Here is a 21,902-nt window from a genome sequence, read left to right as displayed (position 1 = left end):
GTGGAGGCCGCTTACCGGTAACAGTCCGTCCGTACGAGAGGAAGCACCATGGCCATCGCCGCACTGGGAACCGTCGTCCTGGACTGCGCAGACCCCCGCGCACTCGCCGCCTTCTACGCCGAGATCCTGGGCGGACGGGTGGAGTCGGACGGCGACGACTGGGTCACCCTCACCGGATACCAGGGCACGCCCCTCGCCTTCCAGGCCGCCCCGGGGCACACGGCTCCCGAGTGGCCGTCACCTGACTCCTCGCAGCAGTTCCACCTCGACCTGACCGTCGAGGACCTGGACACCGCCGAGTCGCGGGTGCTGGCGCTCGGCGCCAAGCCGCTGGACGCCGACGACCGCTCACGGAGCTTCCGCGTCTACGCGGACCCGGCCGGGCACCCGTTCTGTCTCTGCGCCTGCTGACGCTGTCTCCGCGCCTGCTGACGCCGGCGCGCCTCAGGCGCGGGGCCGGCCCATCGCGCGGTACGTCCAGCCGGCCTCGCGCCACTTCGTCCCGTCCAGCGCGTTCCGCCCGTCGAGCAGGATCCGCCGGGACGCCACCTCGCCCAGCACGGCGGGGTCGAGCTCGCGGAACTCGCGCCACTCCGTCAGGTGCAGCACGACGTCCGCGCCGCGCACGGCCTCCAGCGCGGTGTCCGCGTAGCCGAGCGTCGGGAACACCAGGCGGGCGTTGGCCATGCCCTTGGGGTCGTAGACCGTGACCTGGCCGCCCTGGAGATGGATCTGGCCGGCGACGTTCAGCGCGGGCGAGTCGCGGACGTCGTCGGAGTCCGGCTTGAACGTCGCGCCCAGGACCGCCACCCGCGTGCCCAGGAACGACCCGCCGCCCACGGCCTCCCGGGCGAGCTCCACCATGTGCCCGCGCCGCCGCATGTTGATCGAGTCGACCTCGCGCAGGAACGTCAGCGCCTGGTCCGCGCCGAGCTCGCCGGCGCGCGCCATGAACGCCCGGATGTCCTTCGGCAGACAGCCGCCGCCGAAGCCGATCCCGGCGCGCAGGAACTTGTTGCCGATCCGCTCGTCGTGGCCGATCGCCTCGGCCAGCTTCACCACGTCGCCGCCGGCCGCCTCGCACACCTCCGCCATGGCGTTGATGAACGAGATCTTCGTCGCGAGGAACGAGTTCGCGGAGGTCTTCACCAGCTCGGCGGTCGGGAAGTCGGTCACCACGAACGGCGAGCCCTCGGCGATCGGCGTGGCGTAGACCTCGCGCAGCACCTTCTCGGCGCGCTCGCAGTCCACACCCACCACGATGCGGTCCGGGTGCAGGGTGTCCCGCACGGCGAAGCCCTCGCGCAGGAACTCAGGATTCCAGGCAAGGTCCACTCCTTCGGGCGCATGCTCGGCGAGCAGACGGGCGAGCCGGTCCGCCGAGCCCACCGGCACGGTGGACTTGCCGACGACCAGCGCGCCGCCCTTCACACGCGGCGCGAGCGAGGCGAAGGCGGCGTCCACGTACGACATGTCGCAGGCGTACTCGCCGTGCTTCTGCGGGGTGTTCACACAGACGAAGTGGACGTCGCCGCCGAACTCCTCCAGCTCGTCCCACGAGGTGGTGAAGCGCAGCCGCCCGCTGGATCCCTCGATCCCGGTCACATGGCGGGTGAGCAGCTCCTCCAGGCCGGGCTCGTACATCGGGACGCGGCCCGCGGCCAGCATGCCGACCTTCTCCGGGACGACATCGAGGCCCAGGACCTCGAACCCCAGCTCCGCCATGGCCGCGGCGTGGGTGGCGCCGAGGTACCCGGTGCCGATCACGGTGATCTTGAGGGCCATGGGATTGCTCCTGGGGTGGACGGAGGGAGTGCGGGCCCGAGCATAACCGGGAGCGCGCAAGGGCATTTTTCCGCTGTCAGCAAGCTCACGTATGCCTGGTCGGGGCGCGCCCACTAAAATTTGTGTTACTTAACGGTAGTTAGCAGTTGCTCAGGGGAGTGAGAGACCTTGGCGGGAACGCCTGACTTCGATCTGTACCGTCCGTCCGAAGAGCACGACATGCTCAGGGAGACGGTCCGCTCGCTCGCCGAGGCGAAGATCGCGCCGTTCGCGGCCGCAGTCGACGAAGAGGCCCGATTCCCCCAGGAGGCGCTGGACGCGCTGGTCGCCTCGGACCTGCACGCCGTGCACGTCCCGGAGGAGTACGGCGGCGCCGGCGCCGACGCGCTCGCGACCGTGCTCGTCATCGAGGAGGTCGCCCGCGTCTGCGCCTCGTCCTCCCTGATCCCCGCGGTCAACAAGCTGGGCTCGCTGCCGGTGATCCTCTCCGGATCCGAGGAGCTGAAGAAGAAGTACCTGGGCCCGCTCGCCAAGGGCGACGCGATGTTCTCGTACTGCCTCTCCGAGCCGGACGCGGGCTCCGACGCCGCCGGCATGAAGACCAGGGCCGTGCGCGACGGCGACTTCTACGTCCTCAACGGCGTGAAGCGCTGGATCACCAACGCCGGTGTGTCCGACTACTACACGGTGATGGCCGTCACCGATCCGGAGAAACGCTCCAAGGGCATCTCGGCCTTCGTCGTCGAGAAGTCCGACGAGGGCGTCTCCTTCGGTGCCCCGGAGAAGAAGCTGGGCATCAAGGGCTCCCCGACCCGCGAGGTCTACCTCGACAACGTCCGCATCCCGGCCGACCGCATGATCGGCGCGGAGGGCACGGGCTTCGCCACCGCCATGAAGACCCTGGACCACACCCGCATCACCATCGCGGCGCAGGCCCTCGGCATCGCGCAGGGCGCCCTCGACTACGCCAAGGGCTACGTCCAGGAGCGCAAGCAGTTCGGCAAGCCGATCGCCGACTTCCAGGGCGTCCAGTTCATGCTCGCCGACATGGCGATGAAGATCGAGGCCGCCCGCCAGCTCACGTACGCGGCCGCGGCCAAGTCCGAGCGCAACGACAGCGACCTCACCTTCCAGGGCGCGGCCGCCAAGTGCTTCGCCTCGGACGTGGCCATGGAGGTCACCACCGACGCCGTCCAGCTCCTCGGCGGCTACGGCTACACCCGTGACTACCCGGTCGAGCGCATGATGCGCGATGCCAAGATCACCCAGATCTACGAGGGCACGAACCAGGTCCAGCGGATCGTCATGGCCCGCAACCTGCCGTAGCAGGTTTTTGCAGGTCAGGGGGCGTTCTGAGGTTCCTCAGAGCCGTTCTCGGCTTACTGCCCCTTGTGGCCTGACCAAGGCCGCTTCCGGGCGTGTCGTGCTGGGGAGATCCTGGGGAGCGAGCGCCCCGGAAACGGGCGCTGACCAGCACAAACAGCACAGCCCCCGGCCGTGATGCCGGGGGCTGTGTCGTAGGCGGATCAGGCGACCGCGCTGACGCCTCCGTGGGGTCATCGGCACCGGGCGCCGGCATGGTTGCGATGGCTGCCCGGCCGCGCTGATCGGCCCCCCTCTGCACAGGGGCCGCCACGCGCCTGGTGCGGTGCAGGTCAACCGGAATCCGCCCAACGGGGTCAGGGCGGTGCTGCGGGTGATCGGCGATCCACGGCCGGCCCCGGGGCACGTCATCCGCCCGCGGCATCCTCGGCCTCCCAGCGCAGCAGGTCGCCCGGCTGGCATTTGAACACCTCGCAGAGCGCGGCGAGCGTCGCGAAGCGCACCGCCTTGGCGCGGCCGTTCTTCAGTACCGCCAGATTGGCGGGCGTGATCCCTACGCGGTCCGCGAGCTCGCCCACGGACATCTTCCGCCTGGCCAGCATCACGTCGATGTCGACGACGATCGGCATCAGATCACCTCGTCCAACTCGGCCTGCATCTGCGCCGCTTCGACGTCGCGCGCGACGGCCTGGGCGAGCAGAATCCGCAGCACGAGCACGATGAGCGCGACCCCCAGGATGGCCACGCCGACCCCGCCCATGATGACGGTGACGCCCGGGTCGTCCCGCTGGCCCGGCGCATTGAGGACCGTGACCGCGAACCACAACAGGGCAGCCGCCACGATCGCGCCGATCACGCCGTCCACGTACCGGAAGGCGGCATGGGAGAACACGGTTCCGCGTCGCACCATCGTCACCAGCCGCCATACGCAGACCAGGGCGACCTGGGCCGACACCATGCCCAGGATCGTGATCACGCGCAGCGGGGCCAGCGGGAGCGACCCGTCCTCCGGGTCGTTCCCGCTGACCAACACCCACACCGTCCCTGCCTGTACGAAAACGGTGCCGGCGAGTACCACCACGAGCACGGCGCGAAGCGCGTGCACTGCCAGCTTTCCCATGACCCACCCTTCCATCGAGTTGCGATGGAAATCTATCGAATCTCGATAGATAGAGCAAGGGTTGGGACGGGGGCGGGCGGCGGTTTCGCACGGCGGCGGGACGCCGCCCCCTCCCGTGGCATGACATTCGCGCGAACCGTCCCGATCTTGTCGAAGCCGGCTTGCCGACCTTCTTGGTGGCCCGCGAGGATCGGTCCCCGGACCGGCGAGGGGCCGTCGCCCGTGCATGGCGACGGCCCTTCGGCACCGGTCCGTGAGCGACCGCGGCCCGCGTCGGTCGCCGGTCGCGTCCGCCCGTGTCAGTCGGCGGTGACGGTGACCTTCTCGTCGTTCTTGATCTGGTTCACCAGCTGGCGCACCTTCTCCTTGTCCCAGACCAGGTTCCCGCCGCGGCTGCCGGAGATCGGTATGTTCATCGACTTGCCGTCGCCGCCGCTGATGCCCTTCATCGCGAAGAACATCTGCCCGAGGTCGAACAGGGACATGTCCTTGTCGACGATCAGGGTGTCCAGGCCCGAGCCCAGGGTCGGGTAGAGCTTGAACGGATTGAGGATCGTGCCGGGGGTCGCGGCCTGGTTGGCCAGCGCGGCGAGGAACTTCTGCTGGTTCTTGGTGCGGTCCAGGTCGCTGCCGGCGAAGGCGTAACGGGTCCGGACGAAGGCGAGCGCCTGCTCGCCGTTCAGGGTCTGCTTGCCCGCCTGGAAGTCGGCGCCGGACTTCTTGTCCTTGAAGGCCTTGGGGATGTCCATCTCGACGCCGCCGAGGGAGTCCACGATGTTCGCGAAGCCGGCGAAGCCGATCTCCGCGTAGTGGTCGATCCGCAGGCCGGTGTTGTGCTCGACGGTGCGGACCAGCAGCTCGGGGCCGTCCTCCGCGTACGCCGCGTTGAGCTTCACCCGGCGGCCCTCGCCCGGGAAGGTCTTGCCGGACTCGGAACCCACGAAGGACGGGATCTCCACGTCCGAGTCGCGGGGGAGCGAGATCATGGTGTTCCCGCTGCCGCAGGCGGCGAGGATCATCATCGAGTCGGTGCGCTTGCCGTCGGCGGAGCCGGTGTGCAGGCGCTTCTTGTCCTCCGACGACATGCCCTCACGGCTGTCGGAGCCGACGATCAGGTACGTCGTGCAGTCGCCCTCCGCGGGCCGCTCTATGACCTTGGAGAGGTCGACCTCGCGGCGCACCTTGGAGTCGGCCCAGAAGTACGTGCCTATGGAGACCCCGAGGGCCAGCACGAGCACGGTGACCGAGCCGACCTTGAGGCGCCGGCGCCAGTCGGGAGCCGGGCGGCCGTAGGCGGGCGGCGCGCCGTAGCCGTCGTCCCCGCCGTTCCCCCCGTGTCCCCGGCCGGACGGCGAACCGTAGACCTGGCCCGTGTTGTACCCGCTGTCGTACGGGGCGTCGTACCTGTCGTCGTACCCCTGCGGCTGCTGCGGGATCGGGCGTCGCTGCACATGGCGCATCACACGCGGACCCTCGGGTTCCGCGCCCCGGCTGCCGTGTCCGTATCCATCGGGCCAGTCATTCATGCGGAACAGTGTGCAGGCCGTGGCCGAAGGCCCGACAGGGCGGGTGACAAATCGCACCGGGGCTGTTGCGAACCTGATGCAATGCGGCGGTGCGCAGGTGCCCGCATAGGGTGGAGGGCATGACAGACCAGGCCCAGCGCTCGGAGAGCGATATTCCGGGTAAGCCGACATCGGCTTCGCGTACGACCCTCAGCCACATCATGACGCACAGTGACACCAATCTCCTCGGGACCGTGCACGGCGGAGTGATCATGAAATTGGTGGACGACGCGGCGGGCGCCGTCGCCGGCCGGCACTCCGGCGGACCGGCGGTCACGGCCTCCATGGACGAGATGGTCTTCCTGGAGCCGGTCAGGGTGGGGGACCTCGTGCATGTGAAGGCCCAGGTCAATTGGACCGGCCGGTCCTCGATGGAGGTCGGCGTCCGGGTGCTCGCCGAGCGGTGGAACGAGTCCACCCCCGCGACCCAGGTCGGCTCCGCCTATCTGGTCTTCGCCGCCGTCGACGCGGACGGCAAGCCCCGTCCCGTCCCGCCGGTGGTCCCCGAGACCGAGCGCGACAAGAGGCGGTACCAGGAGGCGCAGATCCGCCGCACCCACCGGCTGGCCCGCCGCCGCGCGATCAAGGAACTGCGCGAGCGCCGCGCGGCCGAGGGATACGAGGACTGACGCCCTCCCCGGCGCCCGCGCCCGGGTGCACCGGAACCGACTGCCGACGGCCCCGGTGCACCGCCGCCCCGCGTCAGCGGCAGAGGACCTCGTCGCCGGTGATGGCACCGAAGACGCCCCTGGCCCGCGGGGTGTCCGCCCGGACGGGGGTCACCGACGTGAAGCCGGAGCCCGCCGTCACCTTCAGCGTCGGGCCCTGGCCTTTCACGGGCCGCAACTCGGCGCCGGGCAGCGCCACGGCCAGGGACCTGGCCGAGCGGTCCCAGCGCGGGTCGTAGGTGATGAAGGTCCGCTTCACGCTGCGGTCGCTGCCGTTCAGCGGGGCCCGCGTCGTGTCGAAACCGGTCGCCTTCAGTGCGGCGTCCACCCGGGAGCCGAGCCCGTCCAGCTGCGTCCCGTTGTAGACCTGCACCCGGATCTGCTTCGGCGGGACGTCGACGATCCTGGCGGTGCGGGCGGAGGCCGCCGACCGCGGACGCTCCGGAGCGAGCGGCCTGTCCTCGCGCAGGGCACTGAAGAGCCGCTCCGCCTTGACCCGGTCCCACTTCACCGTCGAGCCGACGCCCTTCACCGGGAAGCTCGGGTCCTTGACGGGGACGGAGACGAACTCCGTCGACGCCGGCGTGAAGCTCCGCATCGCCTTGCCCAGAGTGAGCAGCTGGTCGGTGCCGAACCCCCGGTCGGCCCGCACGGAGTCCAGCGCGGCCGTGCTGACCTGGCGGAACTTCACCGGGTTCAGCAGCACCCCGCTGCCGGTGGCCTGCTGCACCAGCGCCGCCACGAACCGCTGCTGGCGCTGCATCCGCCCCAGGTCCGCCGCCCCGTCGACATGGCGGGCCCGCACGTACTGCAGTGCCTTCGCGCCGTCGAGCCGGTGCGTCCCGGCCTTGAGGTCGAGGCCGGAGTGGGTGTCCTTCATCGGCCGTACCGTGCAGACCTCGACCCCGCCCACCGCGTCGACGGTCTTCATGAAGCTGCGGAAGTCGACCTCGAGGTAGTGGTCGACCTTCACCCTCGTCAGATCCTCGACGGTCTTCACGGTCAGCGCGGGGCCGCCCTCCGCGTACGCCGCGTTCAGCTTCACGGCGTGCAGGCCGTGCTTCTTGCCGGTGGTCAGGTCCGTGTGGGCGGGGATCTCCGCGTACGAGTCACGGGGGAGGCTCACGATGCTCGCCCGCTCCCGGTCCTCGGAGATGTGCACCAGCATGATCGTGTCGGTGCAGCGGCAGGGGGCGCCGCCGAGCCGGTACTTGTGGCGCTCCTCCTTGGTGACCGTGTCCCGGCCGTCGGTGCCGACGAGCAGGATGTTCATCCCGTTCCCGTCCTCCGGTCGGTTCTTCATGTCCCTGAAGGGGTCGACCCGGCCGATGCCGCTGTCCAGCCCGGTCACCAGGGCGTGACCGATGCCACCCACGCCGAGCACGAGCACCGAGAGGGTCGTCACCACCCGCATCGCCCAGCGGGGCCGCTCCTCCTGCCCCCGGCCGCGCGGGCGCGGAGCCGCCCCCCGTCCGCTCCTCCCCGCCGACCCCTGTCGCTGTGCCGCGCCTCCCCGGCGCTGTGCCGCCGGTCTCGGGCGGCCCGCCGTCGGCCCGGGAACCGGCCTCGGACGGGCCGCCGCCGGTCGCGGACGGGGCGAGCGGGGCGGTGTGGGCACGAGGGGCACCTCCGCGGGGCAGCAGACCGGTGATCCTGAGCACCGTAGGCCCATACGATCTGCGGCACGGGGAGGCCGAGGGGAGGCGCGCATCGCTGTCCCCCGTTCGCGGTAACGTGGCGGGCGACGCCGCTGTCTCCCCGAGGCCGTTGTCTCCCGGGGGACGACCCCCGGACCCCGAGGAACCCATGCCAGCCGCCCCGCCCGCCGTCTCCGTGATCATGCCGGTCCTCAACGAGGAACGACATCTGCGCGACGCCGTCCGCCACATCCTGCAGCAGGACTACGCAGGTGAGATGGAGGTGGTGATCGCGCTCGGCCCGTCGACGGACCGCACCGACGAGATCGCCGCCGAGCTGGTGCGCGAGACGGCGTCGAACCCCTGGGGCCGGGTGCACACGGTTCCCAATCCCACCGGCCGTACGCCCGCGGCGCTCAACGCCGCGATCAAGGCGTCCCGCCATCCGATCGTCGTCCGCGTCGACGGGCACGGGATGCTGTCGCCGAACTACATCGCGACCGCCGTGCGGCTCCTGGAGGAGACCGGCGCGCAGAACGTCGGCGGCGTCATGCACGCCGAGGGCGAGAACGACTGGGAGCACGCCGTCGCCGCGGCGATGACCTCGAAGATCGGCGTGGGCAACGCCGCCTTCCACACCGGCGGTGACGCGGGCCCCGCCGAGACCGTGTACCTGGGCGTGTTCCGCCGTGAGGCGCTGGAGCAGCAGGGCGGCTACAACGAGGAGTTCATCCGCGCCCAGGACTGGGAGCTGAACTTCCGCATCCGCGAGGCCGGCGGCCTGATCTGGTTCTCCCCGGAGCTCAGGGTCCAGTACCGGCCGCGCCCCTCCGTGAAGGCGCTCGCCAAGCAGTACAAGGACTACGGCCGCTGGCGCCACGTCGTCGCGCGCTACCACTCCGGCTCGATCAACCTCCGCTATCTCGCCCCGCCGACCGCCGTCTGCGCGATCGCCGCCGGCCTGGTGGTGGGCGTGACACTGACCCCGCTCGGCTTCGTGATCCCCGGCGGCTACCTCGCGGCGATCACCGCGGGCTCGCTCCCGGCGGGCAGGGGCCTGCCGTGGAAGGCCCGCGTCCGGATCCCGGTGGCGCTGGCGACGATGCACATGTCGTGGGGCTTCGGCTTCCTGACGAGCCCGCGCTCGCTGGCGAAGAAGGTCATCGAGAGCCGCCGGCCGGCGGTGACGGCACCGACGCAGGCCTGATTCCGCGGGCCGACGACGCAGTACACGGGGCCGTCCGGCGCGCTGTGCGCCGGACGGCCCCGTCACATCGAGGCTCTTCCGCGGTGCGGAGCCCTGCGGAACGGGACGCCGCGGACTACCAGGTGAACCCGGGCTGCACGGGCATGCAGGCCTTGGTGTTGCCGGCGCTGAGCGGGTTCGCCGACGACGGGGCCTTGCCCTCGTCCTTGGCCGCGGACTTCGGGTACGCGGCGCCCTCGCGCCAGTCCGCGCCCACCACCAGCGTCACGCCCGAGACGTCCGTGGACTTCTTCACCGAGGAGGCGGGCAGCCCGACGGCCTTGGCGACGGCCAGCGCGTCACCCGCGAGCTCGGCGCTCGGATAGAACACCACCGTCCGGTCCTGCGGATTGGTCTGCTTGTCCGCCGTCGTCCTGGTGAAGCCCTTGCCCGTCAGCACGCCCGCGATCTCCGTCGCGCGCCCCCTCGCCGCCCCCAACTCATCGGTGTACGTGCCGTTCTGCACGCTCACCCCGATCTCGCCGGGTGCCGCGGCGGGATCCCTGGGCTCGGCCGGCGCCTTGCGCTTGGACGCCTTCCCGTCGAGCGGGATGTCCTCCCGCACCATGCGGAACACCTGCTCGGCGTCCGGCTGCAGCGGTTCGACCTTGCCCGCGAAATTGGGCCGCTGGGTGTAGAAGTTCGGCATCGTCGTCATCGTGATGCGCTCGGTCGGCACCTGCTGGAACTCCTCGGCCAGGGCGTACAGCTTGGCCACCGTGTCCAGACCCGCGTCGACCGTCAGAGCGGACGTCGCCGCCTCGGCCAGGTTCCGCAGCTTGGCGGGGTCGGTGAGCTTGGTGCTCTTGCGCAGCTCACGGACCATCGAGTTCATGTACATGTGCTGGGCTTCCGTACGGGCCAGGTCGGTGCCGTCCTTGAAGCCGTAACGGGTGCGCAGCCACTGCAGCGCCTGCTCGCCCTTGACCGAGGTCGTCCCCGCCTTCAGCTTGAGACCGGACCCCTGCCCAGCGCTGTTGCGGGAGTGGACGTTCTGCCGGACGCAGACGGGTACGCCGCCGATCGCGTCGGCCATGGACACGACGCCGGCGAAGTCGACCTGCATGAAGTGGTCGATGGTGATGCCGGTCAGCTTGTACCAGGTGGCCACCGTGCAGCCGGGCCCGCCGCGTTGGAGGGACTCGTTGGTGAGCGTCCAGCCGGTCGCCTTGAAGGCCTTGCCGTTGCGGTCCGTGCACTCCGGGATCTTCAGCACGGTGTCGCGCGGCATGCTGATCACCGACATGTTGCTGCGGTCGGCGGACAGATGGACCAGCATCTGCACATCCGCCAGCGGGGGCCCGTCGAAGGTGTCCCGGGCGCCGCCGAGTGCCTTGTTCGCCGCCGAGTCGCGTGCGTCCGAGCCGATCAGCAGGATGTTCAGCGGTGTCTGGCCGGCGGCGTTCGCCTTGTGGTCGGCCATCCCGTTCTTGCCGAGGTTCAGGTCGTCCGTCTTGATGTTGGCGTTCAGGTGCTCGTAGTAGAGGTATCCGGCCCCGGCCGTCCCGAGTATGAGCAGCGAGAGCACGGAGGCGACCCACCGTAGTGTCCGGCGTCTGCCGCGCTTTCCCGGGCGCCGCGGGTTGCCGCGAGGCCGGGCCCGTCCGCCGCCTCTGCCGGCGGAGGCCGCTGGGGATCCCTCACCGCCGTCGTCCGAGCCGGCGGAGCCGCCGTGCTCCTGCACGCCGCTGCCGCCGGACCGGCCCTGCTCTCCGGCGTGCCGGACACGATCCCGGGTGTCCTCCCCTTGCACGCTGCTCCGTCCCACCCCTGGTCCCCCCTGTCCTCAGGCGCGCCGCGTGACCCGGTGCTCCGGGGTCACTGGGCGCACACCTGCTTGTCTGCTTCGACCTTGTCCACCGGCGGCTTCGCCGGTGCGGTGATGGGCACCCCCGCGCCCTTGAAATCGGCACCGAGCGTGAGGACCATCGCCTCCGTGCCCTCGGCGTCCTCCGTACCGGGCTTCAGCGCCGTGGCCGGCAACCCCATCAGATCCGCGAGCTTGCGGGCCTGGTCGGCCTGGTTGGGCGCGTACTCCAGTGTCGTCTTCGCCGTCTTCTCCGGGGCGTTGCTCTTGTTGGTGGACTTGAGCACGCCCTTCTCGACCTGTAGCCAGTTGAGCGTCTTCTGCGCCGCGCCCGGGGTGTCGCTGCCGTTGTAGACGTCGACCCGGACCGCGGAGGCGGCGGCCCGCGGGCCCTTGAGCAGGGCGGCCTGCTTGCTCTTGGCCGCCGACTCCTTCTTCTTGACCTCGGTGAAGGAGATGTCGTTCTGGAGCATGCTGAACACCTGCGGCGCCTTGACCTCGTCGAGGAGGACGGTGGCGCCGTCGGTGTTGTCGACCACCGGCACGGTCGCGAAGCTGATGTGCTTGACGTCTATCTTGCCGAGTTCCTGGGCCATGGCCGTCAGTTTGGGGATGTCCCCGATCGCGCTGTCGACGGTGAGCGCCTCGGTCGCGGCCTCCGCGACCGCGAACATCTTCTTCGGGTTGCCGAGCGTGTCTTCCTTCATCTGCCGGATCATCGACGCCACGAACTGCTGCTGCTGCTTGATGCGGTCGAGGTCGCTCTCGTTGCCGAGGCCGTGCCGGTTGCGGACGAAGGCGAGGGCGTCCTCGCCCGCCACCTTCTGCTCGCCGGCCGGCAGATCCAGCTTGGACTCCTTGTCCTTGATGGGCTTGGCCAGGCAGATCTCCACACCGCCGACGGCGGTCGAGAGCGTCTTCACCGCGTTGAAGTCGGCCATCATGAAGTGGTCGACCTGAACGCCCGTGATCTGCTTGATCGTGCGCATCGTGCAGCCCGGGTCGCGGCCCGCGACGCCGAAGCTCTCGTTGAAACGGACTCCCTGGGAACCCTTGATTACCTTGGTCGAGCCGTCGGGCTGCTTCGTGGGGCAGTCCGGAATGTCCGTGATGAGGTCGCGCGGAATGCTGAGCGCGGTCGCGTTGGTGCGGTCCTCGGAGACGTGGAACAGGAACGTCGTGTCGGCGTGGCCGCTGCTGCCCTTGTCGCCGTACCCCTCGTTGCCCGCGCCGGTGCGCTTGTCGGTGCCGAGGAGAAGGATGTTGACGGGGCCGTCCTTGGTGATGCCCTTCGAGCCGGCGTCACCGATGTCCACCGTGTTGAGGTTCCCGTTGAGCCGGTCGTACAGGTAGTACGCGAAGGCTGAGCCGGCGACGAGGGTGCAGGCGAGCACGCCGCCCGTCCACAGCATCGCCTTCTTCTTCCTGCTCTTCTGCGGCTTGCGCTTCCGGCGTCCCACGGCGGTCTGTTGCGCACCGCGCCCGCCGCCGTCGCCCGGAGGGTTGCCGCCGCGGGCCGAGCGCCGCGTGCGCTGCCCCGGAACCTCGGCGGTCGCGGGAGCGGCACCGGAAGCGCCGCGGCGGGCGGCAGTTCTGGAGGAGGCGGCGCCGGCGGAGCGGGAGGAGGCCGGCTTCGGAGCGGAACGATCCAGTCGCAGTTCGTAATTACCCGTCTGCGGGTTCAGTACCCACTGGTCGGCGGGGTCGATCTCGTCCGCCTGCCCACGGCTCTGCGCATCCACGGTTGCTTGAGTCCTCCGTCGGTGCCACGCACGGCGTCCCTCCCCCCGGGAGACGCTCGATTCGTCGGTCCGGTTGTGTATGACCGCGGCCTGGCCGGCCGGATGTACCGGATCGCGTCACACTATCCGCCCAGTTCAGCGCCGGGCGACGTCCGTGACAAATTCCACGCCCCTTACAACCGGGCAATCCACTCAAACTTCATGGACTGCCGGTGACTCTTTGGGCAGGGCTTTACTTGCACCTGGCCGACGTCGCGTTGGTGCCGGAGAACGTGGGCGTCGCCGACGGGTTCTGCGACCCCGTCCCGCTGTCACGGTCCGTGTCCCTGCCGGTGCTCGCCGTCGTCTCCTTGGGCACCACGCGCACCGGGGCGTCCTTGCGGAGCCGCTCGAAGAGTCTGCTCGCCGCGGGCTGCGCGAGGACGTCGCGGTTGGGGTCGTACGGGTACGACCGGCGCGGCACGGTGAGGAACTGCACGCGCTCCGTCGGCACCCCGCGCAGGGAGCGGGCGAGGTCGAAGAGGTCCCTCAGCGAGTCCAGACCGGGGTCGGTGGTGAGCGAGCTGGTCGCCGCGTCGAGCACCGGGTAGAGACGGGCCGGGTTGAGGAGGACCCCGTTGCTCTGCACCTTGTTGAAGAGGGCGCCGAGGAACTGCTGCTGCCGGTCCATGCGTTCCGTGTCGCTGCCGTTGCCGAGGGACTTGCGGGCGCGGACGTAGCCGAGGGCCTGCTCGCCGTTCAGGGTCTGCTTGCCGGCCTTCAGCCTCAGATGCGCGTCCGCGTCGTCGATGGACGCCGGCAGGCAGACCGTCACACCGCCCACGGCGTCGACCATGCTCTTGAAGCCGTGGAAGTCGACGACCATGTGGTGGTCGATCCGGACACCCGTGAGCCGCTCCACCGTGCGGATCGTGCACGCCGCACCGCCGAGGGCGAAGGCCGAGTTGAACTGTGCGTACCGGGGCAGGCTGCGGGTGCCCTGAGCGGTACGGCAGCTCGGAATGCCGACCAGGAGGTCGCGCGGGACGGACACCGCCGTCACACTGCGGCGGTCGCCCGCGATGTGCAGCAGGATCGTGGTGTCGGAGCGCTGGACGCCCTTGTCTCGGCCGTACTTGCCGTTGTCGGCGCCGGCCCGGCTGTCGGAGCCGATCAGCAGGATGTTCTGCGCGCCGTGCGGGGCCGGCAGGGGGCGCTCCCTGTCGTAGCGCTCCAGTTCCTCCACCGCCGTCAGGTCCGTGGTGATGTTGCCCTCGAGCTTCCGGTAGAGCCACCAGCCGATGCCCGAGACCAGCACCACGAGGAGCGAGACGCCCAGCGCGACCCACCGCATGCTCCGGCGCCGCCGCCTCTTCCGGCCACCGCCCCCGCGCCCTCCGCCGCCCGCGCCGGAGCCGTCACCGGCGGCGTGCTCCGCGGTGTCGTCCGGTTCGGCGGGCGTGCCGGCGCTGTCGGTCACGTGGCGTCCGTCCTCGCGGTGGTGTGTCGCAGTACCCACCGCCGATGATCCACCGGACCCGCCGCCGTGGCCTGCGGGCCCGGGACGCACTGGGCCGAACGGGTGAACTCGCGGGCGCCGGCCGTACGACGTCGCTGGTCAGGACGGTACGGGCGGCGACGGCCGCGATGCCCCGGGCCCGGAGGGGCGGATCCCCAGGGCCCCGGACCTTCGGACTGCCGGGATCGCCGGGCCTCCGGCAATCGCCGCGCCGTCGGCGCCGGGCCGGCGGCCCGGTCAGACCGCCGTGCCGGTCACCCGCTCGTTCTCGATCCGCTTCTCCAGGTCCTGCGCCGGCAGCCGGTCCAGGTTCCGGCACAGCACGACGGAGCCGCCGGACGCGAGCGGTGCGTACAGTCCGGCCGACAGCCCGTCCCAGCTCGCGTACGAGCGCCCCGACAGCAGCCGCGACCCGGGCGCCAGTCCCAGCTCGGCCGCGTCCGCGCGGGCGCGCTCCACGAGCTCGGCGCCGGTGAACTCCTTGCCGCCGACGGCGAGCGCGGGAGCGTCCGCGTCGACCGGTACGTACGGGGCGAAGCGGTCGCCCTGGCCCGGGACCTCGACCGCGTAGTCGACGAAGCCCTCGGGCGCCTGCGGGAACCGGCCGCCGAGCGGGCGCAGTGCCAGCGCGATCCGCTCACCGGAACAGGCGCGGGCCGCGTCGAGCGTGTCCGGGCCGCTCACGACGAGGTCCGCTGCCGCCGGGTCGCCGCCGACGTCCGCGACGACCCCCACCGATGAGCAGGCGAGCAGCCACGCCGCCGTCTGCCAGTGCGCGGGCAGCAGCAGGGCGACCCGGTCGCCAGGCTCGGCGGAGAGGCCGTCCTGGAGGAGGTTCGATGTCTTGGCCACCCAATTGGCGAAGGTGGCGACGGACAATTCCACGCGCTCACCGGTGGCATCGTCGTAGAAGGTGACCAACGGGCGTGCGGGGTCCGCGGCGAGCGCGGATCGCAGCAGGTCGGCCGGGGTGCGGTCGCTGGCGTTCATCCGCGCAAGGGTACGCCGCGGGCGCCGCACCGGTGCCGCCGTCCCGGTGACACCGTCCCCCGGACGGACCGGCGGTGCGTCGGTTTCCCGGTGGGCGGATCACCGGCCGCCGCCCAAGGATCGAGCCATGCGTGCCTACCTTGCATCCTCCATCGGTGTCGCCTGTACAGCCGCACTCGTTCTTCCCGCGTTCACTCCCGTGGCCGCCGCCGCGCCGCAGGTGCCGGATCTGCCGGGCTCGACGCAGTCGTTGCCCCTGGTCCCGCTGCCCGGTTACGAGCGCTCGGCCGGCGGGGCGGCCGCCCAAGGTCTGCCGCAGCGCGAGACCCGCCCGTTCTCCCTCGTCGGCGTCGTCTGGGAGGACCCGGACAGCGAGCTCCACGGCTCGGTCCAGGTCCGCACCCGCGCCACCGGCTCGGGCCGGTGGTCCGAGTGGCAGGACGTGGAGACCCACGACTTCGAGCACGCCCCGGACCCAGGCTCCGAGGAGCGGGCCGAGGGCACGGTGCGCGGTGCGACCGCCCCGCTGTGGGTCGGCGACTCGGACGCCGTGGCGGTCCGGGTCCGGCCCGAGCCCGCGCCCGGTGCGAACCGCTCCGCCACGCCGCCCCTTCCCGAGGGCCTGCGGCTGGAACTCGTCGACCCGGGCGAAGAGCCGCAGAGCCCGCAGCCCGGCAGCCCGCAGCCGGGCAGCCCGGAGTACCCCGAGCCCGGCAGCCAGGAGAACGCGGCTCCGCTGGCCCCCCGCCCGGAGCGGCCCGAGATCCCCGTGCCCGGCGAGGGCGTGTACGAGGAACTGCCGGGAATCACGAGCGATCCGGCCCTCACCGCGTCGCTCACCCCCGAGTCCGCGGCGGCCTCCGCCGTCAACGCGGACCTCGCGCCCCTCGGCTCCGACGCGATCCTCCCGCTGACCAAGGTGGAAACGGAGGCGGAGGCCACGGCGTACGGGGTCGCGAAGCCCTACATCGGGCCCCGGCCGGGCATCGTCACGCGCAAGGGCTGGGGTGCCAACGAGGCGCTGCGCGAGAAGCAGTTCGTCTACACGAAGACGGTCCATGCCGCCTTCGTCCACCACACCGCCACGGGCAACCGGTTCACCTGCCAGCAGTCGGGCTCCGTCCTGCGCAGTATCTACCGCTACCACGTGGAGAGCAGCGGCTGGCGAGACATCGGCTACAACTTCGCCGTCGACAAGTGCGGAAACATCTACGAAGGAAGGGCAGGAGGCGTGGCCAAACCGGTCCTCGGCGCACATACGCGCGGTTTCAACACGAACAGCATGGGCATCGCCGTGCTCGGAACGTACAGTTCGACCACTCCGCCCAAGGCCGCGGTTGACGCCATCGCCAAACTCACCGCATGGAAGCTCGGCCTTTTCGGGGCCAACCCGAAGTCCACGACATATCTCACGTCAGGTGGCGGCAACAGATACGCGAAGGGTACGAAGGCCAAGCTCAACGTCATCTCCGGGCACAGGGACGGGTTCTCCACCGATTGCCCGGGCACCCGCCTCTACGGCCAACTCGGCACGGCCCGCGCGGTCGCGGCCAAACTGCAGGGCCGCTGAGACCCCACCCGTCGTCACACCGGGCATCCGCCGGACCGATTGGTCCGGCGGTGCCGCATACGTACGTACAGGCTGCATACACTGGCCGGTCATACGCGCGAATTGCCCGGCCCCAGAAGGAAGCAGAGAAGGCATTGACCCAGGCCCAAGAAGCGATCCTCCTGGTCGGCGGCAAAGGCACACGACTCCGCCCGCTCACCGTGAACACGCCGAAGCCCATGGTCCCGGCCGCGGGGGTGCCGTTCCTCACGCACCAGCTGGCGCGGGCGCGTGCCGCGGGCGTCGAGCACGTCGTGCTGGCGACGTCGTACCTGGCGGAGGTCTTCGAGCCGTACTTCGGGGACGGTTCGTCGCTCGGGCTGCATCTGGAGTACGTCACCGAGGTGGAGCCGCTCGGCACGGGCGGGGCGATCCGGAACGTCGCCTCCCGGCTCCGGTCCGGCCCGGACGATCCGGTGCTCATCTTCAACGGGGACATCCTCACGGGACTGGACATCCCCGCCCTCGTCGGCACCCACCGGTCCTCGGGCGCCGATGTGTCGCTCCATCTGACCCGGGTCGAGGACCCCCGGGCCTTCGGTCTGGTGCCCACGGACGCCACCGGCAGGGTCACGGCGTTCCTGGAGAAGCCGCAGACGCCCGAGGAGATCGTCACCGACCAGATCAACGCGGGCGCCTACGTCTTCCGCCGCTCCGTCATCGACCGCATCCCCGCGGGCCGGCCGGTGTCCGTCGAGCGCGAGACCTTCCCCGAGCTGCTGAGCTCCGGAGCCCACCTCCAGGGCATGGTCGACTCCACGTACTGGCTGGACCTCGGCACCCCGCAGGCGTTCGTCCGCGGCTCCGCCGACCTCGTCCTCGGCCGGGCCCCGTCCCCGGCCGTGCCCGGCCGCTGCGGGGACCGCCTCGTGCTGCCGACCGCGACCGTCGCCGCCGACGCCAAGCTGACCGGTGGAACGGTCGTCGGCGAGGGCGCCGTCGTGGGCGAGGGCGCCAGGATCAGCGGCAGCACCCTCCTGGACGGCGCGGTGGTCGAGGCCGGCGCCGTGGTCACCGACTCGCTCGTCGGCGCGGGCGCGCGCGTGGGTGCCCGTACCGTCCTCACGGACGCGGTCGTCGGCGACGGCGCGGTCATCGGGGCCGACAACGAACTCCGCGACGGCGTCCGGGTCTGGTGCGACGCCACGCTCCCGGCGGGCGCGATCCGCTTCTCCTCGGACCAGTAGCCGCGCGCCGGTCCGCCGGCTCCGGGCGGGCGGTCGGCGGACCGGCGGTTCCCGCGTCGGGCCTGCGGTCCCGTTCGGACCGGCCTCCCCGTGCAGGCGCGACGCGGGCCCGAGCGTAGGGACGGGCCTGGGAACACGGTTTCCCAGGCCCGTCCGCGTATCCGGCGCGCGGTCGCGGGGTCCCGCTGCGAAGCCGCGGTGCGACCGCCTAGGCTCGGTACCGACCCCGGCACACCTCGGCACACCCGCACTCAGGATCCTCTCCGTGGCAGGACGCTTCACCCCCCGGCCCGCCGTCACCCGCACCACGGTGCGCGGCGGCGAGGTCGCCGTGCCCGCGCCCAGGCCGGGGACGGCGACGACTGCCGGGGCTCGGGAGCGGACCTATGTGCCGCCGGGCCCGCTGGACCTCGGACTGGTGCTGGGACCGCTGCGGCGCGGTCCGGGCGACCCGATGTTCCGCACGACCCCCGACGGCTCCGTCTGGCGCGCCACCCGTACCCCCGCCGGCCCGGGCACGCTGCGGGTGACGGCGAAGGGCACGGCGGTGCACGGCGAGGCATGGGGTCCCGGAGCCGACTGGCTGCTCGAACAACTTCCCGCGATGCTGGGGGACTTGGACGACCCGGACCTGTTCGAGCCGCGCCACCGCCTCGTCGCGGCCAGCCACCGCCGCCGCCCCGGGCTGCGCCTCACCCGTACCGGACTGGTCCTCGAGAGCCTGATCCCGTCGATCCTCGAACAGAAGGTCACCACGGACGAGGCGTACCGTGCCTGGCGTCTCCTCGTACGCAAGTACGGCGAGCCCGCCCCCGGCCCGTGCTCCGACCGGATGCACGTCATGCCGGACGCCCGCACCTGGGCCATGATCCCCTCCTGGGAGTGGCACCGCGCGGGCGTCGACGACAAGCGTGCGGCCACGATCCTGCGCGCGGTCCGTGTCGCGCGCAGGATGGAGGAGGCCGCGGCGATGGAGCCCGAGGCGGCCATGGCCCGCCTGGAACTGATCCCCGGTATCGGCCCCTGGACCTCCGCCGAGACCGTCCAGCGCAGCAACGGCGCCCCGGACGCGATCACCGTCGGCGACCTCCACCTGCCGCGGATCGTCGGCTACGCGCTCGCCGGAGACCGCGACGCGGACGACGCGGCGATGCTCGAACTCCTCGCCCCCTACGCCGGCCAGCGCCACCGCGCGGCCCGCTTCATCCTCCTCGGCGGCCGGACCCCGCCCCGCCGCCGGCCGAAGATGCCGCGCTGGGACATCGGCGGACTCTGACCGGAAGAACCGGCGGGACCGGCGGACCCCGAGCGCGGACGACGGCCGGGGCGCTGCTGCCGCGCGCCGCGCCCCTGGTCCGACCGCGCCGGGGGCGACGTCCTCGCGGGCTCGGCGTCCTTCCCGGCTCGGCGTCCTCCCGAGGTCACCGCACCTCGATGAAGTCCCCCGCGGCCCGCCCGGGCCGCTCCCTCGGCGCCTCCGCCGCATGGCCGATCGCGACCGCGCCCATCGGCTCCCACCCGGGCGGAAGCTCCAGCACCTCGCGCACCACGTCCCGGCAGAACATCGTGGACGACACCCACGCCGACCCGAGGCGCTCACCGGCCAGTGCGACCAGGAAGTTCTGGACGCCCGCGCCCGTCGCGACGACGAACATCTCGCGCTCGGCCGCGTCGCGGCGCTCGTGGCCGTAGTGGTGCGAACCGTCCATGACCATGCACGGCACCGCGAGATAGGGCGCGTTGCGCAGCACGTCGCCGCGCCGGACGCGCTTGGCGATCGACTCCTCGGACTTGCCGTCGCGGCGCAGGTCCGCGATCCAGGCGTCGCGCATCGCGTCGAGGAGCCGCAGCCGTGACGACTCCGACTCCAGGAGCACGAAGCGCCAGGGCGTCGTGTGGTGCGGGGCCGGCGCGGTCACGGCGGCCGCGACCGCCCGGCGGACGGCGCCGGGGTCCACCGGCTCGCCGGTGAAGGCGCGCACCGTGCGGCGCTGGGTCACCGCCTCCCGTACCGCCTCGGAGGTGCCGAGCCGGAACATGTCGTCCGCCGCTGGTCGCACCAGCGCGCGGGCACCGTCGGCCCCGTCCGCGACGACATGGCCGAGCCCTCGCACCACCGCCACCGGCAGCCCGTCCGCCTTGCCCTTGACCAGGTCGCCGGCCGCGGCGAGTTCGTCGGCGGTGGCGACGACCGTCGCGTCGAGCCGGTTGCCGTGCGCGTCGGCGCCGCCGCGCAGATCGTCCAGTACCCGCACGCCGGCCGCGCCGATGGCGACGTCGGTGAGCCCGGCCCGCCAGGGCCTGCCGAAGGTGTCCGTGATCACCACGCCCACCTCGACGCCGAGCGCGTCCCGCAGCCCCTCGCGGATGCGCGAGGCCGAGGCGTCCGGGTCCTCGGGCAGCAACAGCACCGTCCCGGCAGGGGTGTTGGAGGCGTCCACCCCGGCCGCGGCCATCACCAGGCCCTGCCGGTTCTCGACGATGCGCAGGGCGCCCCGGCGGGCCACCACCCGTACCGTCTCCGCGTCGATGGCCGCCTCGCGGTCACCGGCCTCGACGATCCGGCCCTCCGCCTTGCTGACGATCTTCGAGGTGACGAGCAGGACGTCGCCGTCCACCAGCCCGGGTTCACCGGCCGCGATCAGCTTCGCGACGTCGTCACCGGGTCGTACCTCGGGCAGACCCGGCAGCGCCCACACCCGGTAGGACGGTGCGGTCATCCGCGGACCTCCTCGGCGAGCGCCAGCGCCTCGCGCGCCATCGCGGCCGTGGCGTCGAGGTCGGTCATCATCAGGGGCACCGCCCGGCAGCGGATCCCCGCCTGCTCGACCTCGTCCACGGAGGCCGCGTCCACGGTGTCCACGAGCCAGCCGTCGAGCAGCCCCGATCCGTAGTGCCGTGCCACGGCGGCGGCGGTCGACTCGACCCCGACGGCCGCCAGCACCTTGTCGGCCATGCCGCGCACGGGGGCGTCCCCGACGATGGGGGAGAGGCCCACGACCGGTACGCCCGCGTCGGCGATCGCCTCGCGGATGCCGGGCACCGCCAGGATCGTCCCCACGCTGACCACCGGGTTCGACGGCGGGAAGAGGATGACGTCGGCCTCGGCGATCGCCTCCAGCACCCCCGACGCGGGCTTGGCCTGGTCGGCCCCGACGGGCACGACGGCCTGTGCGTCCACCGACGCGCGCAGCCTGACCCAGTACTCCTGGAAGTGGACGGCCCTGCGTTCGCCGTCGATGTCGACGGCGACATGGGTCTCCACGCGGTCGTCGGACATCGGCAGCAGCCGCACCCCGGGCTGCCACCGTGCGCACAGCGCCTCGGTGACGGCGCTCAGCGGGTAGCCCGCGCCGAGCATCTGGGTACGGACGATGTGCGTGGCGAAGTCGCGGTCGCCGAGCCCGAACCACTCGGGCCCCACCCCGTACGCCGCGAGTTCGCTCTTTACCTGGAAGGTCTCCTCGGAACGCCCCCAGCCCTGCTCCTCGTTGATGCCGCCGCCGAGCGTGTACATCACCGTGTCGAGGTCCGGGCAGACCTTCAGCCCGAACAGATGGATGTCGTCACCGGTGTTGCCGATGACCGTGATGTCGGCTTCGGGGGCGGCCGCCTTGAGGCCACGCAGGAAACGAGCACCGCCGATGCCACCGGCCAGAACCACAATGCGCATGCCCAGAGTGTGTCAGGCTGCGGCGCCCCGGATGAGGCGCGGTCCGCCCGGA

General features: G+C 71.6%; 18 protein-coding genes. 7 read left to right on the top strand and 11 right to left on the bottom strand.

What is annotated here, in order from left to right; genetic code table 11:
- Nucleotides 1–48: 48 nt before the first annotated feature.
- Nucleotides 49–411, top strand: coding sequence for a VOC family protein (locus BLT82_RS17360; protein WP_093655786.1), 363 nt, complete (start codon nt 49–51; stop codon nt 409–411).
- Between the two features lie 33 nt (nt 412–444).
- On the opposite strand, the gene BLT82_RS17355 is transcribed toward BLT82_RS17360, so the two are convergent.
- The gene (locus BLT82_RS17355) at nt 445–1,785 is read right to left on the bottom strand and encodes a UDP-glucose dehydrogenase family protein (RefSeq protein ID WP_093655784.1); all 1,341 of its coding nucleotides are present in this window, start codon (nt 1,783–1,785) and stop codon (nt 445–447) included.
- Between the two features lie 168 nt (nt 1,786–1,953).
- Between BLT82_RS17355 and BLT82_RS17350 the strand changes: the two genes are divergently transcribed.
- Nucleotides 1,954–3,111: an acyl-CoA dehydrogenase gene (locus BLT82_RS17350; protein ID WP_093655781.1), complete on the top strand. Its 1,158-nt coding sequence runs from the start codon at nt 1,954–1,956 to the stop codon at nt 3,109–3,111.
- 404 nt (nt 3,112–3,515) lie between these two features.
- Here the strand turns inward: BLT82_RS17350 and BLT82_RS17345 are convergent, their stop codons facing one another.
- The 3 genes from BLT82_RS17345 to BLT82_RS17335 all read right to left on the bottom strand — a co-directional run bounded on the left by BLT82_RS17345 (nt 3,516) and on the right by BLT82_RS17335 (nt 5,754).
- The gene (locus BLT82_RS17345) at nt 3,516–3,737 is read right to left on the bottom strand and encodes a helix-turn-helix domain-containing protein (protein ID WP_093655779.1); all 222 of its coding nucleotides are present in this window, start codon (nt 3,735–3,737) and stop codon (nt 3,516–3,518) included.
- Nucleotides 3,737–4,228 (bottom strand): DUF2975 domain-containing protein, encoded by a 492-nt coding sequence (locus BLT82_RS17340; protein ID WP_093655777.1) that lies wholly within the window; start codon nt 4,226–4,228, stop codon nt 3,737–3,739. Before BLT82_RS17340 ends, BLT82_RS17345 begins: the two co-directional genes overlap by 1 nt.
- A gap of 299 nt (nt 4,229–4,527) precedes the next feature.
- Nucleotides 4,528–5,754, bottom strand: a complete 1,227-nt coding sequence (locus BLT82_RS17335) for an LCP family protein (protein WP_208867942.1) — start codon at nt 5,752–5,754, stop codon at nt 4,528–4,530.
- A gap of 119 nt (nt 5,755–5,873) precedes the next feature.
- Here BLT82_RS17335 and BLT82_RS17330 point away from each other — a divergent pair, with 119 nt between their 5' ends.
- Nucleotides 5,874–6,422: an acyl-CoA thioesterase gene (locus tag BLT82_RS17330; RefSeq protein ID WP_093656132.1), complete on the top strand. Its 549-nt coding sequence runs from the start codon at nt 5,874–5,876 to the stop codon at nt 6,420–6,422.
- Nucleotides 6,423–6,495: 73 nt separating this feature from the next.
- Here the strand turns inward: BLT82_RS17330 and BLT82_RS17325 are convergent, their stop codons facing one another.
- Nucleotides 6,496–8,079 carry an LCP family protein gene (locus BLT82_RS17325; protein ID WP_455431876.1) on the bottom strand — a complete coding sequence of 528 codons (1,584 nt, stop codon included), beginning with the start codon at nt 8,077–8,079 and terminating at the stop codon, nt 6,496–6,498.
- A 188-nt stretch (nt 8,080–8,267) separates the two neighbouring features.
- Here BLT82_RS17325 and BLT82_RS17320 point away from each other — a divergent pair, with 188 nt between their 5' ends.
- The gene (locus BLT82_RS17320) at nt 8,268–9,305 is read left to right on the top strand and encodes a glycosyltransferase family 2 protein (RefSeq protein ID WP_093655771.1); all 1,038 of its coding nucleotides are present in this window, start codon (nt 8,268–8,270) and stop codon (nt 9,303–9,305) included.
- Nucleotides 9,306–9,420: 115 nt separating this feature from the next.
- Here BLT82_RS17320 and BLT82_RS17315 read toward each other — a convergent pair whose 3' ends face one another.
- From BLT82_RS17315 to BLT82_RS17300, 4 genes are all read right to left on the bottom strand, one after another.
- Entirely contained in the window at nt 9,421–11,097 is a 1,677-nt protein-coding gene (locus tag BLT82_RS17315) for an LCP family protein (RefSeq protein ID WP_404204408.1), read from the bottom strand.
- A 65-nt stretch (nt 11,098–11,162) separates the two neighbouring features.
- Nucleotides 11,163–12,893, bottom strand: a complete 1,731-nt coding sequence (locus BLT82_RS17310) for an LCP family protein (protein ID WP_093655766.1) — start codon at nt 12,891–12,893, stop codon at nt 11,163–11,165.
- 232 nt (nt 12,894–13,125) lie between these two features.
- On the bottom strand, nt 13,126–14,352 hold the full coding sequence (locus tag BLT82_RS17305) for an LCP family protein (protein ID WP_404204405.1): 1,227 nt from the start codon (nt 14,350–14,352) through the stop codon (nt 13,126–13,128).
- Between the two features lie 276 nt (nt 14,353–14,628).
- Complete coding sequence (locus tag BLT82_RS17300; protein WP_093655762.1) at nt 14,629–15,381, bottom strand: TIGR03089 family protein; 753 nt, start codon at nt 15,379–15,381, stop codon at nt 14,629–14,631.
- Between the two features lie 127 nt (nt 15,382–15,508).
- Here BLT82_RS17300 and BLT82_RS17295 point away from each other — a divergent pair, with 127 nt between their 5' ends.
- From BLT82_RS17295 to BLT82_RS17285, 3 genes are all read left to right on the top strand, one after another.
- Nucleotides 15,509–16,951 carry a peptidoglycan recognition protein family protein gene (locus BLT82_RS17295; protein WP_093655760.1) on the top strand — a complete coding sequence of 481 codons (1,443 nt, stop codon included), beginning with the start codon at nt 15,509–15,511 and terminating at the stop codon, nt 16,949–16,951.
- Between the two features lie 134 nt (nt 16,952–17,085).
- Nucleotides 17,086–18,177, top strand: coding sequence for a mannose-1-phosphate guanylyltransferase (manB, locus tag BLT82_RS17290; protein WP_093655758.1), 1,092 nt, complete (start codon nt 17,086–17,088; stop codon nt 18,175–18,177).
- 265 nt (nt 18,178–18,442) lie between these two features.
- A complete protein-coding gene (locus BLT82_RS17285) occupies nt 18,443–19,453 on the top strand; it encodes a DNA-3-methyladenine glycosylase family protein (protein WP_093655756.1) in 1,011 nt (336 codons plus the stop codon).
- 145 nt (nt 19,454–19,598) lie between these two features.
- On the opposite strand, the gene BLT82_RS17280 is transcribed toward BLT82_RS17285, so the two are convergent.
- Together BLT82_RS17280 and cofD are read right to left on the bottom strand one after the other, a co-directional pair.
- Entirely contained in the window at nt 19,599–20,897 is a 1,299-nt protein-coding gene (locus BLT82_RS17280) for a coenzyme F420-0:L-glutamate ligase (RefSeq protein ID WP_093655754.1), read from the bottom strand.
- Nucleotides 20,894–21,850: a 2-phospho-L-lactate transferase gene (cofD, locus tag BLT82_RS17275; RefSeq protein ID WP_093655751.1), complete on the bottom strand. Its 957-nt coding sequence runs from the start codon at nt 21,848–21,850 to the stop codon at nt 20,894–20,896. The genes BLT82_RS17280 and cofD overlap by 4 nt, the downstream gene beginning before the upstream one ends.
- Nucleotides 21,851–21,902 lie beyond the last annotated feature (52 nt).

This window comes from Streptomyces wuyuanensis, from assembly GCF_900103455.1.
GTDB lineage: Bacteria > Actinomycetota > Actinomycetes > Streptomycetales > Streptomycetaceae > Streptomyces > Streptomyces wuyuanensis.
The sequence above is the reverse complement of the archived record's forward strand: the minus strand, read 5'-3'. Positions and strand labels throughout refer to the sequence as shown.

Coding starts and splice junctions, on each gene's coding strand:
- BLT82_RS17360 (WP_093655786.1), top strand. CDS start 49: ATGGCCATCGCCGCACTGGGAACCGTCGTCCTGGACTGCGCAGACCCC.
- BLT82_RS17355 (WP_093655784.1), bottom strand. CDS start 1,785: ATGGCCCTCAAGATCACCGTGATCGGCACCGGGTACCTCGGCGCCACC.
- BLT82_RS17345 (WP_093655779.1), bottom strand. CDS start 3,737: ATGCCGATCGTCGTCGACATCGACGTGATGCTGGCCAGGCGGAAGATG.
- BLT82_RS17340 (WP_093655777.1), bottom strand. CDS start 4,228: ATGGGAAAGCTGGCAGTGCACGCGCTTCGCGCCGTGCTCGTGGTGGTA.
- BLT82_RS17335 (WP_208867942.1), bottom strand. CDS start 5,754: ATGAATGACTGGCCCGATGGATACGGACACGGCAGCCGGGGCGCGGAA.
- BLT82_RS17330 (WP_093656132.1), top strand. CDS start 5,874: ATGACAGACCAGGCCCAGCGCTCGGAGAGCGATATTCCGGGTAAGCCG.
- BLT82_RS17320 (WP_093655771.1), top strand. CDS start 8,268: ATGCCAGCCGCCCCGCCCGCCGTCTCCGTGATCATGCCGGTCCTCAAC.
- BLT82_RS17300 (WP_093655762.1), bottom strand. CDS start 15,381: ATGAACGCCAGCGACCGCACCCCGGCCGACCTGCTGCGATCCGCGCTC.
- BLT82_RS17295 (WP_093655760.1), top strand. CDS start 15,509: ATGCGTGCCTACCTTGCATCCTCCATCGGTGTCGCCTGTACAGCCGCA.
- BLT82_RS17280 (WP_093655754.1), bottom strand. CDS start 20,897: ATGACCGCACCGTCCTACCGGGTGTGGGCGCTGCCGGGTCTGCCCGAG.
- cofD (WP_093655751.1), bottom strand. CDS start 21,850: ATGCGCATTGTGGTTCTGGCCGGTGGCATCGGCGGTGCTCGTTTCCTG.